Annotated in this window: 13 protein-coding genes; 2 read left to right on the top strand and 11 right to left on the bottom strand. The window is 69.5% G+C overall.

Annotation, left to right across the window (positions count from 1 at the left end; all coding sequences use genetic code 11):
• Positions 1-125 precede the first annotated feature (125 nt).
• From zipA to ccmA, 11 genes are all read right to left on the bottom strand, one after another.
• Positions 126-1,784, bottom strand: a complete 1,659-nt coding sequence (gene zipA / locus BOX17_RS10450; protein ID WP_071944323.1) for a cell division protein ZipA — start codon at positions 1,782-1,784, stop codon at positions 126-128.
• Positions 1,785-2,010: 226 nt separating this feature from the next.
• Positions 2,011-5,505 (bottom strand): chromosome segregation protein SMC, encoded by a 3,495-nt coding sequence (smc, locus tag BOX17_RS10445; RefSeq protein ID WP_071944321.1) that lies wholly within the window; start codon positions 5,503-5,505, stop codon positions 2,011-2,013.
• Positions 5,506-5,509: 4 nt separating this feature from the next.
• Positions 5,510-6,754 (bottom strand): c-type cytochrome biogenesis protein CcmI, encoded by a 1,245-nt coding sequence (ccmI, locus tag BOX17_RS10440; protein ID WP_071944319.1) that lies wholly within the window; start codon positions 6,752-6,754, stop codon positions 5,510-5,512.
• A complete protein-coding gene (locus tag BOX17_RS10435) occupies positions 6,751-7,218 on the bottom strand; it encodes a cytochrome c-type biogenesis protein (protein ID WP_071944317.1) in 468 nt (155 codons plus the stop codon). Before BOX17_RS10435 ends, ccmI begins: the two co-directional genes overlap by 4 nt.
• The gene (locus BOX17_RS10430; RefSeq protein ID WP_071944315.1) at positions 7,209-7,736 is read right to left on the bottom strand and encodes a DsbE family thiol:disulfide interchange protein; all 528 of its coding nucleotides are present in this window, start codon (positions 7,734-7,736) and stop codon (positions 7,209-7,211) included. Before BOX17_RS10430 ends, BOX17_RS10435 begins: the two co-directional genes overlap by 10 nt.
• Positions 7,733-9,724 (bottom strand): heme lyase CcmF/NrfE family subunit, encoded by a 1,992-nt coding sequence (locus BOX17_RS10425; protein WP_164508655.1) that lies wholly within the window; start codon positions 9,722-9,724, stop codon positions 7,733-7,735. The genes BOX17_RS10430 and BOX17_RS10425 overlap by 4 nt, the downstream gene beginning before the upstream one ends.
• A gap of 24 nt (positions 9,725-9,748) precedes the next feature.
• Complete coding sequence (gene ccmE / locus BOX17_RS10420) at positions 9,749-10,255, bottom strand: cytochrome c maturation protein CcmE (RefSeq protein ID WP_086830730.1); 507 nt, start codon at positions 10,253-10,255, stop codon at positions 9,749-9,751.
• Positions 10,245-10,469: a heme exporter protein CcmD gene (gene ccmD / locus BOX17_RS10415; protein WP_071946818.1), complete on the bottom strand. Its 225-nt coding sequence runs from the start codon at positions 10,467-10,469 to the stop codon at positions 10,245-10,247. Before ccmD ends, ccmE begins: the two co-directional genes overlap by 11 nt.
• Positions 10,469-11,209, bottom strand: a complete 741-nt coding sequence (locus BOX17_RS10410; RefSeq protein ID WP_071944308.1) for a heme ABC transporter permease — start codon at positions 11,207-11,209, stop codon at positions 10,469-10,471. The genes ccmD and BOX17_RS10410 overlap by 1 nt, the downstream gene beginning before the upstream one ends.
• Before the next feature lie 14 nt (positions 11,210-11,223).
• Positions 11,224-11,967, bottom strand: a complete 744-nt coding sequence (gene ccmB / locus BOX17_RS10405; RefSeq protein WP_071944306.1) for a heme exporter protein CcmB — start codon at positions 11,965-11,967, stop codon at positions 11,224-11,226.
• The gene (ccmA, locus tag BOX17_RS10400) at positions 11,954-12,598 is read right to left on the bottom strand and encodes a cytochrome c biogenesis heme-transporting ATPase CcmA (RefSeq protein ID WP_071944305.1); all 645 of its coding nucleotides are present in this window, start codon (positions 12,596-12,598) and stop codon (positions 11,954-11,956) included. Before ccmA ends, ccmB begins: the two co-directional genes overlap by 14 nt.
• Positions 12,599-12,802: 204 nt before the next feature.
• On the opposite strand from ccmA, the gene lexA reads away from it, so the two are divergent.
• Positions 12,803-13,273, top strand: coding sequence for a transcriptional repressor LexA (lexA, locus tag BOX17_RS10395; protein ID WP_071944303.1), 471 nt, complete (start codon positions 12,803-12,805; stop codon positions 13,271-13,273).
• Entirely contained in the window at positions 13,273-13,893 is a 621-nt protein-coding gene (locus BOX17_RS10390) for an IMPACT family protein (RefSeq protein WP_071944301.1), read from the top strand. The genes lexA and BOX17_RS10390 overlap by 1 nt, the downstream gene beginning before the upstream one ends.
• Positions 13,894-13,952 lie beyond the last annotated feature (59 nt).

Below are 13,952 nucleotides of genomic sequence, written 5' to 3'. Positions count from 1 at the left end.
GTCTGCTGTCACGAAGGCGTAGCTATTCTCGCACACCCGCTTTTCGACTGCCCATAAATGGAACAACCCCATGAAATCATGGGGTTGTTCTGTCAGGTTACGCTCTGGCGGCGGCGGTGTCGCGGCTAGTTCGCCTGGTAGCGATTGAGCCGATTGCGCCGTTCGAACTCCTGTACCCGCTGCCGCGCGAACTCCACGGTCTGGGCGGTCATCACGCTCTGGTGCTCGTCCTTCAGCACGCCCCCCAGATGGCGGACGATGACCATGGCGGTCTCGACCATCGCCTCGAAGGCGGCCGCCGTGTCGCCGGCGCCCGGCAACGGCATCAGCAGGGTGATGCCCTGGGTGCGGAAGTCGTCCATGGCCTCGATGGGGAAGGTGCCCGGCTTGACCACGTTGACCATGGAGAACTGCAGGCGACTGTCGGGATCCTCGGTCTCGAAGCGGTGGAAGATGCCCATGTCGCGACTGTAGCGAAGCCCGCAGGCCAGCATCAGGTCGAGCAGCGCCGTGCCCGAGAACCCCTCCTCGTCGCGGGACATCACGCTGATCACGATGATCTCCTCGGCATGACTCAGGGTCTCGCGAGCATGCTCGGCACTGACGTCGTGACGCAGCGCCTTCTCCAGGACCGGATGGGTGCGCACCACATCGTCACGCGCCGGCCGGTCGTCCCTGGCGGTCTCGACGGACTCTCTCTCGACGAGCTCTCTCTCCAAGGACTCTCTCTCCAAGGACTCTCTCTCGAAGGACTCTTCCTCGACGCGCTCGTCCATGGCGGGGGCATCGAACGCCTGCCGCTGGCGGCGAGGCGGCGTGAAGAGGGGATCGTCATCGTCGGCGGAAGCTACCGCCTCTGCCTCGAGGCGGCGACGCTCGGCCTCGCGCAGGGCCTTCTCGTCCTCGGCCTGCTGACGACGCGCCGCCTCGCGGGCGGCCTTCTCGGAGCGCTCCTGCTCCCGACGAACCTTCTCGCTGCGCTTGTGTTCGCGACGATCGCTGAAGGACTTCTGCAGGGAGGCACCGAAGCGCTGCACGGAGGAGCCGACCCGCTTCGAGCCGCTCTTGAAGGAATCGCCCATGCCCTCGAGGTCCACCAGGCGGTATTGCTCCTCGTCGGCGTAGGCATCGTGATCCTCGGGATCGGCCGTCAGGGGCCCGGCCCCCTCCGGCACCTCGACGTCCTCCTCCGCCGTCATCTCGAGATCCAGGCCGGAGAGCGCGGGTTCGCGGCGCTCGTCCTCGGCGGGTTCGCCGACGGGGACGCCATGATGGCCGGCCGTGGCGTCGGGACGCGACGACGAGACCTTGACCTCGGGCTCACGGCTCTCCCGACGGACGCTGCCTCTCTCGGCGACGGGCACCTCATCGGACACCGGGTCGCGATGCGATGCCTCGCCGCGGGCGGCCGATACGCCGACGACCGACGGCTTGCGCTCGTCGGTCGTGTCGGCGTGAGGTCGGGCGGCCTCGGCATGGTGTCGCCGGAACTCCGACAGCACCCGGGACGGGCCGGGGTGCTCCTGGCGCTCCAGCTTGGGCTTGGGCTGTACCCCCCGGTCATCCGCCGGCCTGACGACCCGCGCCCCTCCGTTGGGCAGCTCCCAGTTCATTTCGGCCATGCGGGCCTCGGCGTCGGGGTCCGCATCGTGCCCGGCAGGGTCACGCTCGACCTGGTCCAGACGCGGTACGCGACGCTGACGCTGCAGGCGACGCACACCATCAATGACGATGAGGGTCACCAACGCCAGCCCTAGTATGATCAGCCACTCTCTTAGTTCCATGGGTCGTCATGCCTTTTGCTAAGGCGCCATGCCTGATGGTTGTCCGTCAACAGCATAGCGCGATTGCCAAAAAAAGGGCCAATTTTTTTATTTGTCAAGCTCGGCATTTTCATGCCGAAACCCGACCTTGCCCTTCGCAATCGCCCTTCAGGTTCCTCGTGCTTCCGTGCACTGCAGTATTCATTGTCATCCTTGTTACCCCGTTTGCCGTTCGCGTTCAAGCCCATCAGGCCTCGGCCAGGGCCGCGGCCTCCTCCACGCCCACAGACACCAGGCGTGACACACCGGGCTCCTGCATGGTCACCCCCATCAACCTTTCCGATGCCTCCATGGCGATCTTGTTGTGGGTGATGTAGATGAACTGGACGGTCTCGGACATCTCCTTCACCAGCTTCGCATAGCGCCCCACGTTGGCATCATCCAGCGGCGCATCGACCTCATCGAGCATGCAGAAGGGGGCCGGATTGAGCTGGAAGATGGCGAAGACCATCGACAGGGCGGTGAGGGCCTTTTCCCCACCGGAGAGCAGGTGAATGGTGCTGTTCTTCTTGCCCGGAGGGCGTGCCATGATGGCCACCCCGGTTTCCAGCAAATCCTCGCCGGTCAGCGTCAGCCATGCGGTTCCCCCGCCGAATACCCGCGGAAAAAGACCCTGCAGGCCGGCATTGACTCGCTCGAAGGTGTCGCGGAATCGCGTCCGGGTTTCCTGGTCGATCCGGCGGATCGCCCGATCCAGGGTTTCCAGGGCCTCGCTGAGCTCGGCGTGCTGGGCCTCAAGGTAGTCGCGGCGCTCGGCCTGCTGGTCGTACTCCTCGATGGCCGCCAGGTTGATGGCGCCCAGCCGGCGGATGCGCTCGCCGACCTCCTCCAGTCGGGTCTGCCAGGCGGACTCGGTGGCATTGGGGTCCAGGGACTCGGACAGGCTCGCAGCATCGTGGTTCAGCTCGGCGAGCTGCTCGTCCTGGGCCTCGGCCTTGAGCGCCAGGGCCTGGACCTGCATGCGCGACTCCTGCAGGCGCTCGCGGATCCCCTCGAGGTTGCGCTCGTGCCCCTGGCGGGCCTGCTCGTCCTCGCGCAGCCGCTCGACCAGCTCCGCGGCTCGGGCGCGGGTCTCGTTGAGCACCCGCTCCTCGCGCTCGCGGCGGTCCAGCAGCTCGTCGAGCCGCTCGCGACGCTCCTCGTCGGGCTCGTGGAGCCCCTCCCGGGCCTCCTCCAGCTCGGCGCAGCGCAGCTCGAGGCGCTCCCGCGCCTCGCCGGCCCGCCCCTGCTGCTCGGCCAGGCCCGTGCGCTCGGTCGACGTCCGCTCCTGCTCGAGGGCCAGGCGCTGGGCCTGGTCGGCCAGGGGACGCTGGCGGGTCCGCAGCGCGGCCAACCGCTCTCTGGCCTCGCGGCGTTCACGCTCGAGGCGCTCGCGAGTCTCGGCCCCCTCCTCCAGCCGGGTCATGGCCGCCTGCCACTGCTCCCGTGACTCCTCCAGGGCCAGCCTCGCCTCCTCGCGTGACTCGGCCAGCCCCTCCAGTTCCTCGGCGAGCTCGGCGGCGCGCCCTTCCAGGTGCTCGAGCCGGCTGGCCATGCCGCTCTCCTGCACGGCCAGCTGCTGGCGCTGCTGTTCGAGCTCCCTCTCCTCCTGGCGCGACTGCTCCAGGGCCGACTCGGTCTGTTCGACCCGGGCCGCGGCCTCCTCGAGACGCCGGTCGTGGTCGGCGAGACGGGCCTCCACCTCGGCCAGCGTCTCGCGCACCTCGGCCTCACGGCGACGACTGACCAGCAGGGCATCGGGGCCGGTGCCGGCGCCGCGATGGCGCACCCAGCCTTGGCCCAGCCAGAGGCCGTCGGGAGTGATCAGGCTCTCCCCGGCGGTGAGCCCCTCACGCGCCGACCAGGCCGCCTCGCGCTTCTCGACGCAGCGAATGCTGGCCAGCCACTGCCCGGCGGCACCGGCGCCGCGCACCCGCGCCGCCAGGCTGTCCGAGGAGGCCTGTGCCTCGTCGGCCTCGAGCAGGCCGAGCTCGGCATCCGGCGGCGACGCCAGGGCGTCCCGGGCGGCGTCCCGCGGCGCGAGCCGGGCGCGCAGCCAGGGCGCCAGCACCCAGGAGACCGCCTCCTCCCAGCCGGGGTCGACCTCGAGCGCCTCGCCTAGGCGAGGTCGATCCCCCAGGCCGTGGTCGGCGAGATGGTCGTCGAGGGCCTCGTCGTGATCGGCCAGGGCCGCCTCGATCAGGGCCTCCAGCGAGGCCAGCTCGCCCTGCAGGGTGCTGCGCCGCTGACGATCCGCCTCGCGGGCCTCCTCGGCCTCCCGCACCTCTGCCCGGGCGGTGTCGCGACCGGCCTGGACCTCGTCACGGCACGCCTCGAGCTCCGCCAGGCGGACCTCGAGCTCGGCATGGCGCTCGGCCAGCGCGCGGCGCTGCTCGGCCAGGTCGATGATATCGGGGAGTTCCTCGTGCTGCTGGCGACGGCGATGCTCGTCGGCCGACAGGCGCTCGAGCCGACTCTCCAGGTCGCGCAGGCGGTCCTGGGCGCGCTCGGCCTCGCGGCTCTGCTCCTGCCAGCGCTCGCCGAAGCTCTCCCAGGCGGCGTCGGCCTCCTCGGCCAGGGGCTCGGCCTCCTCCAGGGCGGCCTCGAGCTCGGCGAGCTGTTCCGCCACCTCCTCCTGCTCAGGCCCCAGGGTCTCGAGGCGTTCATCGAGGCGCGCCAGCCGTTCGCCGTCGTCGTCCCCCAGCCGGGCGAGCTCCTCGAGCTCGCGTCGCGCGGCCTCCAGGTCCCGGGCCAGCTGCTGGTCCCGGGACCGGGTGTGTTCCAGGTCCTGCTCCAGGCGGGCGATGGCGGTGGTGGTCTCGAAGAAGCGCGATTGCCGGCCGTCCAGTTCCTCGGCCAGGCGGTCATGCTCGGCGCGGGCCTCCTCGAGACGACTCTCGGCCTGGCGCATGCCCAGCACCTCGCGTTCCACGGCGGTCTCGAACTCGCGGACGCGGGTGTCCTCCTCGGTCTGCCTGGCCCGCAGGGCGCGGCCCCGGAGCAGTGCCAGCTCGCCCTTGAGGCGATGCTCCTCCTGCTTGAGGGTCTGGTAGCGGCGCGCCGCCTCGGCCTGTCGCTTGAGGCGCTCGAGCTGCTTGTCGAGCTCCTCGCGGATGTCCTCCAGGCGCTCCAGGTTTTCCTGGGTGCGCCGCATGCGGTTCTCGGTCTCCCGGCGGCGCTCCTTGTACTTGGAGATGCCGGCCGCCTCCTCGAGGGTGGCCCGCAGCTCCTCGGGGCGAGCCTCGATCAGCCGCGAGATCATGCCCTGGCCGATGATGGCATAGGAGCGCGGCCCCAGCCCGGTGCCCAGGAAGAGGTCGGCGATATCGCGCCGCCGGCACTTCTGGCCGTTGAAGAAGTAGCTGGACTGGGCGTCACGGGTGACCTGGCGCTTGACCGCGATCTCGGCGTACTGGGCATAGGCCCCGCCCATGGTCCCGTCGCGGTTGTCGAAGAGCAGCTCGATGGAGGCCAGCCCCACGGGCTTGCGCCCGGTGGAGCCGTTGAAGATGACATCGGTCATCGACTCGCCGCGCAGGGTCTTGGCCGAGGACTCGCCCATGACCCACCGCACGGCGTCGATGATGTTGGACTTGCCGCAGCCGTTGGGGCCGACGATGGCGGTCATGTTGCCGTCGAAGGGGACGGTGACCGGATCGACGAAGGACTTGAAGCCCACCAGGCGAATCGACGTCAGGCGCATACGCTTACTCGACGACCCTGTCGATCACCACCTCGACGGGTTCCCGGTCGGTGTCCCCGACCGCCACCCCCTCGAGGGTGCCGACCAGGTCGCCCGGCTGGGGCGTGGCCTGCCCGCTGCGGGAGACGCGCACCATCAGCCGCGCCTGGTCGACCTGTGAGAGGCGGGCCATCGGCGCCATGGCGTCGGCGTCGTCCAGCACCACGGTCATCGGCAGGTCGGCGAGCCGCGCCCGCACCACGGCGAGCGGCGGCAGTTCCCCCGCGAGGTCGCGCGCCACCACGAAGACGGCGGTATCGCCCTCGAGCCGGCCGGCGAGGTCGTCGGCCAGGCGGACCCGGACGGGAATGCCGGGCCCCTCGGCCACGGCCGGGTCGGCCTCCTCGGGGTCTATCCCCAGGCGCTGCTGGGCGACCCGGATGCCCTCGCGCAGGGCCTCGGCGGTGTTCGGGTTGTCCATGCCGGCGATGGCCCGGCGCCAGTGGTCGATGGCGGTCTGGTAGTCACCCGACTCGAAGGCCTCGATGCCGAGCATGCCGAGCACCGTGGGCTGTGCGGGCTCGCTCGCCAGGACCTCGTCGACCAGCGCCTGGACCTCGCCGGTCATCTCGCGGCCGGCGGCGAAATAGCGGATCTGGGCGAGCTCGGCCAGCAGCCATGGCTGTCTCCCCTCCAGCTCGACCAGCCGTTCCAGGGCGCGGGTGGCCTCGTCGATGCGGCCGCTGTCGCGGTAGAGCGGGAAGAGCGAGCGCCAGACGTTGGGATTGTCGGGCTGACGATCCGCCTGCTCCTCGAGGCGCTGGATCAGCACCGGAAGGGAGGCGTTCGGGTCGTTCGCCACCTCCTGCTGGACCCGGTAGAGGGCGAGGTCGCCGTCGGCGCCCTCGTGGTGGTACCAGAAGGCGCCGGCCAGCACGACGGCCACCATCACCACCGGCACCGCCGGCTTGCCGGAGCCGGCCGGCTTGAGGGGCGCCCGCTCGAGGTGCTCGGTGTCCTCGAGCAGGCTGCGCTCGAGTTCCAGGCGATCCTCCTCCAGGCGGGCCGCGTCGATGTCACCGCGCTCATGGGCGGCCTCCAGCGACGCCAGCCGGCGACGGTAGATGGCGAGGTTCTGCTGCGTGGTGCGGTCGTTGGCCTCGACGTCCCGCTGGGCCGCGCTCACGGACGCGGCACGACGCAGCGGGGTCACCAGCAACCAGAGGGCCGGCAGCACCAGCACGGCCAGGGCGATCCATAGCAGGGTCATTCGGTTCTCTCGCGATTGATCAGGGCATCCAGACGGGCACGCTCCTCGGCGTTGAGGGCGCGGGCCGAGGTGCGACGACGGGCGCGCACCATGAGCACCACCACCACGGCACCCAGCAGCACCAGCGCCGCGGGCAGCCCCCACAGGAGCAGGGTCCTCCCCTCGAGGCGCGGGTTGTAGAGCACGTAGTCGCCGAAGCGGCGCACCATGAAATCGAGGATCTCCTTGTCGGAGCGTCCGTCCTGCAGCTGCGCATAGACCCGGTCACGCATGTCGCCGGCGATGGGCGATTCGGAATCGCCGATCGCCTGGTTCTCGCACTTGGGGCAGCGCAGGGTCGCCGTCAGCTCGCGGTAGCGCTGCTCGGTGACCGGATCGTCGAACTCGCGCACCTCCACGGCCGCCTGCGCCAGGGCAGGCAGCAGCAGGACGGCACACAGCAGCAGTCGCGTCATCAGCGCCATGCTTCCACCTCCGGCAGTATGGTCTCGCGGACGTCCTCCGGCCGGATATAGCCGGTGTGGTGATAACGGATGATGCCGTCACGATCGACCAGGAAGGTCTCCGGGGCGCCGTAGACCCCCAGGTCGAAGCCCAGGCTGCCCTCCGGGTCGAAGATGTTGACCTCGAAGGGGTTGCCGAACTCGCGCAGGAAGTCGCTGCCCTTCTCCCGGGTGTCCTTGTAGTCGACCCCGACCAGGCGCACGCCGCGCTCGGCGAGATCGAGCAGCTGGGGCATCTCCTGCTTGCAGGTGGGGCACCATTCGCCCCAGACGTTGACCAGGGTGACCTCGCCCTCGAGCAGGGATTCGTCCACGACCCGCTCGGGATCCTCCAGGGTGGTCAGCTCGAAGGACGGGAACGGCCGGGCCATCAGCGCCGAGTCGCGCTCGAAGGGGTTGATCGACAGTCCCATGTAGAGGAAGACACCCAGCACGAGGAAGCCGATCAGCGGCAGCAGCAGCAGCAGTCGACGCCTCATGTGGTGGCCTCCCGGGGCTTGCCGGCGGGGGCGCGCTCGGGGTCGCGGGCGGTCACGGTCCGCCGGTAGCGACGGTCGACCACGGCCAGGATGCCGCCGCTGGCCATCAGCAGCGCGCCCAGCCAGAGCCAGCGCACGAAGGGCTTGTACTGGATGCGCATCGCCCAGCTGCCGTCCCCGAGATCCTCGCCCATGGCCACGTAAAGGTCACGGAACAGGCCGGGGCGCAGCGCGACCTGGGTCATCGGCATGCCGCGGGCGATGTAGAGGCGCTTCTCGGGGGTCATGGTGAAGCTGCGCCGGCTGTCGCCGCGACGCACCTCCACCTCGGCGGCATCGGCCAGGTAGTTGGGGCCGCGGCGGTTCGCCAGCTCGGTCATGGTGAAGGTGTAGCCGGCCACTTGTGCGCTGTCACCGACGCCCATGCGCAGGTTGCGCTCGATGGCGTAGTTGGAAACCACGGTGACGCCGATGATGGTCACCGCCAGGCCCAGGTGCCCGAGGATCATGCCCCAGTAGGCCAGCGAGAGGCGCCTCGCCCCGGCCAGGCGCCCGTCCGAGTGACGGCACTTGGCCCAAAGGTCGCGCGCCATGGGCAGCACGATCCACAGGGACACCAGCACGCCCAGGCTCACCTTGAGGTTCCACTCGCCGCGATAGAGCAGCGGCGCCAGCGCCCCGATGACCAGCGCCAGGAGACCGGCCAGCCAGCTGCGCTTGAGCAGATCGCGGGCCCCGGTCCGCTTCCAGCGCGCCAGCGGCCCGAGGCCCATGAACAGGCAGAGCACCACCGTCAGCGGCACGACCAGCGTGTTGAAGTAGGGCGGCCCCACGCTGATCTTGCCCAGGTTCATGGCGTCGAGCAGCAGCGGATAGACCGTGCCCAGCAGCACCGTGACGGTCATGATCACCAGCAGGATGTTGTTGATCAGCAGCAGGGCATCGCGGGACAGCCAGCTGAAGCCGACCTGGTGGCTGACCCGCGGGGCGCGCAGGGCGAACAGCAGCAGCGACAGGCCCACGGTGATGCCCAGCAACATCAGGATGAAGAGCCCGCGGGACGGGTCGTTGGCGAAGGCGTGCACCGAGGTGAGCACGCCGGAACGCACCAGGAAGGTACCCAGCAGCGACAGCGAGAAGGTGGTGATGGCCAGCAGCACCGTCCAGCTCTTGAAGGCGCCCCGCTTCTCGGTCACCGCCAGGGAGTGGATCAGCGCCGTGCCCGCGAGCCAGGGCAGCAGCGAGGCGTTCTCGACCGGGTCCCAGAACCACCAGCCGCCCCAGCCGAGCTCGTAGTAGGCCCACCAGCTGCCCAGCGCGATGCCCACGGTGAGGAAGGCCCAGGCGATGTTGGTCCAGGGCCGTGCCCAGCGGGTCCAGGCGGCATCCAGGCGGCCGCCCAGCAGGGCCGCGATGGCGAAGGCGAAGACCACCGAGAAGCCCACGTAGCCCATGTAGAGCATCGGCGGATGGACGATCAGGCCGAAGTCCTGCAGCAGCGGGTTGAGGTCGGCGCCATCCTGGGGAACGTTGGGCAGCAGCCGCTCGAAGGGATTGGAGGTGATCAGCACGAAGGCCAGGAAGCCGACGCTGACAAGCCCCATCACGCCCAGCACCCGGGCCAGCATGTCCCGGGGCAGTTCCCGGGAGAAGCGGCTGACGGCGAAGGTCCAGGCCCCGAGGATCAGGCTCCACAGCAGCACCGAGCCCTCGTGGTTGCCCCACACGGCGCTGGCCTTGTAGTACCAGGGCAGCAGCGAGTTGGAGTTGTTGGCCACGTTGGCCACGCTGAAGTCGTCCAGCAGGTAGCTGGCGGTCAGGCAGGCGTAGGCGATGGCCAGGAAGAGGAACTGGCCCGTGGCCATGGGCCGCGCATAGGCCATCCACAGCGGGCGTCGGGTCGCCGTGCCGGCCAGCGGCATGACCGCCTGCACCGCCGCCATCAACAGGGCGAGGATCAGGGCGAAGTGGCCGATTTCAGGAATCATCAGGGTCTGCATGAACACTCCGGATCAGTTCTGGCTGGCGCCGTCACCCTGCGCCTTCAACCGCTCGCCCACCTCGGCGGCCTTGGCCTGGTAGTCCTCCGGCGAATAGCCGGCTTCCTCCAGTGCCTGGGCGACCTCGGGGGGCATGTAGTTCTCGTCGTGCTTGGCCAGCACCTGGTCGGCGCGCAGCCAGCCACCCTGCTGGAGTTCGCCGACCACCACCACGCCCTGCCCCTCGCGGAAGAGGTCGGGCAGGATGCCGCTGTAGCGCACCTCGACGTCCTCGACATAGTCGGTGACGGTGAATACCACCTCGAGGCTGTCTTGGTCCCGGGACACCGTGCCCTCGCGGACCATGCCGCCGGCGCGGATCTGGCGCTCGAGGGGGGCATCCCCGCCGGCGATCTGCACCGGGCTGAAGAAGAGGTTGATGTTGCTGCGCAAGGCATAGAGGGTCAGGCCCACGGCGATGGCCGCCAGCGAGACCAGCCCCAGGATGACGAACAGTTTCTGCTTGCGTTTAGCTCTCACGGGCATGGCCCTCTTGATGGGAAACCGGAGTCGAGGCGCCGCGGCGCTGCTCGCGCCGCGCCCGACGGCGCAGGTCCCGCAGCAGCGCGCGACGCTCCGCGCGGGCATGGACCACCACGCCGACCAGCAGCAGCCCGGTCAGGCCCCAGGCCGACCACACATAGGCCCCGTGCCCGCCCATGGCCAGGAAGGCCGACAGGGAATCGAACGCCATCAGGTCACCTCCCCGGCCAGCTCACGCACCCAGCGCTTGTTTGACTCGCGACGCAGGATCTCGCTGCGGGTCCGCATCAGGGTCACCGCGATGAAGAAGCAATAGAAGCCCAGCACCATGATCAGCAGCGGCACCCACATCTCCAGGGGCATGGCCGGGCGCGAGGTGACGCTGAAGGTGGCGGGCTGGTGCAGGGTGTACCACCAGTCCACCGAGTACTTGATGATGGGGATGTTGATCACGCCGACCATGGCCAGCACGGAGGCGGCGCGGGAGGCGCTGTCACGGCTCGAGAAGGCGCCGCGCAGGGCGATGACGCCGAAATAGAGGAACAGCAGGATCAGCATCGAGGTGAGGCGGGCATCCCACATCCACCAGGTCCCCCAGGTGGGCACGCCCCAGACCGCTCCGGAGAAAAGCGCCACGAAGGTCATGGCGGCCCCCAGCGGGGCCATCATCGCCGCGGCCATGTCGGCGACCTTGATCTTCCAGACCATGAAGATGAAGCCGGCCACCGCCATGCTGACGAAGATGGACTGGGCCAGGAAGGCCGCGGGCACGTGCACGTAGATGATGCGGAAACTGTTGCCCTGCTGGTAGTCGGCCGGCGCGAAGGCCAGCCCCCAGACGCTGCCGACCGCGATCAGCACCACGGCCGCCACCCAGAATCCGGGCGAGAGCCGCGCGCTGATGCCATAGAACCACTTGGGGGATCCGAGCTTGTGTATGAAGGCCCACATGCCGATTGTCTTCCTCAACCGTTGATACTGATGCGCAGTGACGCCGCGATCGCCCAGGGGGCCAGGATCAGGGCCACTGCCAGGAGCGCACCGAGGATCGCCAGGTGCGCCGCGACCCCCTCCCCGACGATGGCCGCCTGGACGGCCCCGGCGCCGAAGATCAGCACCGGGATGTAGAGCGGCAGCACCAGCAGCGAGAGCAGCACGCCGCCCCGGGAGAGCCCCACGGTCAGCGCCGCGCCGATGGCGCCGATCAGGCTCAGGCTGGCGCTGCCCAGGGCCAGCGACAGCGCCAGCACGGCATAGCTGCCCGCCGGCAGCGACAGCATGATCCCCAGTACCGGTGCCATCAGCGACAGCGGCAGGCCCGTCAGCAGCCAGTGCACCGCCACCTTGGCCAGCGCCAGCGCCGGCAGCGGCTGGGGAGAGAGCAGCAGCTGCTCCAGGGAGCCGTCGTCGTAATCGCTGCGAAACAGGCTGTCCAGGGACAGCAGGGCCGCCAGCAGGGCCGCCACCCACAGCAGGCCCGGCGCGATGGTGGCCAGCAGTGCCGGGTCCGGCGAGATGCCGATCGGGAACAGGGTGATCACCAGGGCGAAGAACACCAGCGGGTTTAGCACCTCGCTGCGCCGACGCATCAGCAGCACCAGGTCGCGTTTCAGTGTCGCCCGGATTGCGACCCCGGCGCCGCCCTCGGGTTCCCGGAACAGGCGGACGGCATCCGTTTCGGGGGCCAGGTGCGGCTCAGCGTCCGGCATCGTCGACTCCCTCCCCGAGCCGGATCCGCCGCAGTACCGGCGAGTCGGCGAGTTCATGGTGGGTCGTGACCAGCACGCAGCCCCCGCGCCGGGCATGGGCCGACAGCCGCGCCTCCAGGGCCTCCACGCCGTCCCGGTCGATGGCGGTGAACGGCTCGTCGAGCACCCACAGCGCGCGCGGGATCAGTTCCAGCCGGGCCAGGGCCACGCGCCGCTGTTGCCCGGCGGACAGCTGGCCGGCGGGCAGGTCCTCGAAGCCGACGAGCCCCAGGGCTGCCAGCGCCGCGAAGCGGGCGGGCTCATCATCGGGCTCGCCCGCCAGGGCCTGGTACCAGGCGAGGTTCTCCAGCGGCGTCAGGGCCGCCTTGACCCCCGGGGCATGCCCCAGATAGAGCAGGTTGGCCAGGAAGTCCTGCCGGGTCCGCCGCAGGGGGTGCTCGTTCCAGTAGAGCTCGCCCTCAAAATCGGCCAACTGCCCGGAGAGGATCTTCAGCAGGGTGGTCTTGCCACTGCCGTTGGGGCCTTCCACACGCACGATCTCGCCGGCATGGATATCCAGATCCAGGTCACGAAACAGCCAGCGATCGTCCCGCTCACAGGCCAGCTTTCGGGCTTGCAGACGCAGGCTCAAGGCACACTCCCGGCATGGATAATTCCGCCCGGAACTCTACACGGAAAGGGCCCTGGCTACCAGTCGAGAGGGTTGCGTCAGCCGGTCACACCTGCCCTGGATCAAGCCTTGCGTGGACAGATTTCCTTGCCAGTTCCCGGCCTGCTGCTATGCTCGATGAACACTGTATGTATCATCAGGTTTCGACGACCGGGGAGACATCGCATGCCCAACGTCACACCGCAGTACCTGCAGCGCCGCCCCAACCTGCCCCTGGCCCAGGCCTGGGAACCCATCGAGGCCGACGACCTGACCGAGATCCCCTTGCTCGGTCAGGTCTCGGCGGGAATGCCGATCGAGGCCTGCCCGGAGGTCGGCAGCATCCACGTGCCCACGCGCATGGTTCGCCGCAACACCTATGCCCTGCGGGTGCGCGGCGACTCCATGATCGATTGCAACATCTTCGACGGGGATGTGATCATCATCGAGCGCCGCGAGAGCGCCGAGAACGGCGAGACCGCCGTGGTGATGATCAACGACCAGGAGGTCACCCTGAAGAAGCTCTACATCGAGAAGTCGGGCGTGCGCCTGCAGCCGGCCAACGAGCGCATGGCGCCGATCTACCTCAGCAACGACGACATCCAGGTGATCGGCCTGGTCATGGGCGTGGTGCGCCAGACCGAACTGGCCGCCTGATGCGCTACGCGGTACCCGACCTCCCGCCCGGGCGTTGGCACGAGAGCGAGCTCGAGGTGGAAAAGAGCCGCTTCATCACCTGGGTCTGCCATGCGCCGGACACGGCGGCCTTCGAGGCGCTGCTGGCCGAGGCGCGCCGTACCCACCCCAACGCCAGCCACCACTGCAGCGCCTTCATCGCCGGCCCGCCCGGCGAGCAGAACGCCATCGGCTTCTCCGACGACGGCGAGCCCGGCGGCACCGCCGGTCGTCCGATGTTCCAGGTCCTGGAGGGCTCGGCCCTCGGCCAGGTGGGCTGCGTGGTCACCCGCTACTTCGGGGGCACCAAGCTCGGCACCGGCGGCCTGGCCAGGGCGTATTCGCGGGCCGTCGCCCAGGCGCTGGAGGCCGTGCCGCGACGCGAGGTGGTCGAACGCGAGTCTCTTCGGCTGCGCGTCGACTTCGCCGGCGAGGCCGAGGCCCGCGCCTGGCTGGCCGACCGGGATGTCCCGGTCGAGCAGGCCGACTATGGCGCCGAGGGCGTCCTGCTGACGGTGGGCTGGCCGAGCGACGCGCCCGCCGACCTGAGCGCCCTGGAGAGCCGCCTGCGGGGCCGTCTCGCCCTGCCGGACGACGACTGACCCCTGGACGGCGACTGATCGCCAGAAAGCAGAACGGCGCCCGAAGGCGCCGTTTTTTA

Source organism: Halomonas aestuarii, from assembly GCF_001886615.1.
In the GTDB taxonomy this organism is placed as follows: domain Bacteria; phylum Pseudomonadota; class Gammaproteobacteria; order Pseudomonadales; family Halomonadaceae; genus Halomonas; species Halomonas aestuarii.
This window is presented reverse-complemented; position numbering and strand designations above follow the sequence as displayed.

Coding starts and splice junctions, on each gene's coding strand:
- zipA (WP_071944323.1), bottom strand. CDS start 1,784: ATGGAACTAAGAGAGTGGCTGATCATACTAGGGCTGGCGTTGGTGACC.
- smc (WP_071944321.1), bottom strand. CDS start 5,505: ATGCGCCTGACGTCGATTCGCCTGGTGGGCTTCAAGTCCTTCGTCGAT.
- ccmI (WP_071944319.1), bottom strand. CDS start 6,754: ATGACCCTGCTATGGATCGCCCTGGCCGTGCTGGTGCTGCCGGCCCTC.
- BOX17_RS10435 (WP_071944317.1), bottom strand. CDS start 7,218: ATGGCGCTGATGACGCGACTGCTGCTGTGTGCCGTCCTGCTGCTGCCT.
- BOX17_RS10430 (WP_071944315.1), bottom strand. CDS start 7,736: ATGAGGCGTCGACTGCTGCTGCTGCTGCCGCTGATCGGCTTCCTCGTG.
- BOX17_RS10425 (WP_164508655.1), bottom strand. CDS start 9,724: ATGATTCCTGAAATCGGCCACTTCGCCCTGATCCTCGCCCTGTTGATG.
- ccmD (WP_071946818.1), bottom strand. CDS start 10,469: ATGGCGTTCGATTCCCTGTCGGCCTTCCTGGCCATGGGCGGGCACGGG.
- BOX17_RS10410 (WP_071944308.1), bottom strand. CDS start 11,209: ATGTGGGCCTTCATACACAAGCTCGGATCCCCCAAGTGGTTCTATGGC.
- ccmB (WP_071944306.1), bottom strand. CDS start 11,967: ATGCCGGACGCTGAGCCGCACCTGGCCCCCGAAACGGATGCCGTCCGC.
- lexA (WP_071944303.1), top strand. CDS start 12,803: ATGCCCAACGTCACACCGCAGTACCTGCAGCGCCGCCCCAACCTGCCC.
- BOX17_RS10390 (WP_071944301.1), top strand. CDS start 13,273: ATGCGCTACGCGGTACCCGACCTCCCGCCCGGGCGTTGGCACGAGAGC.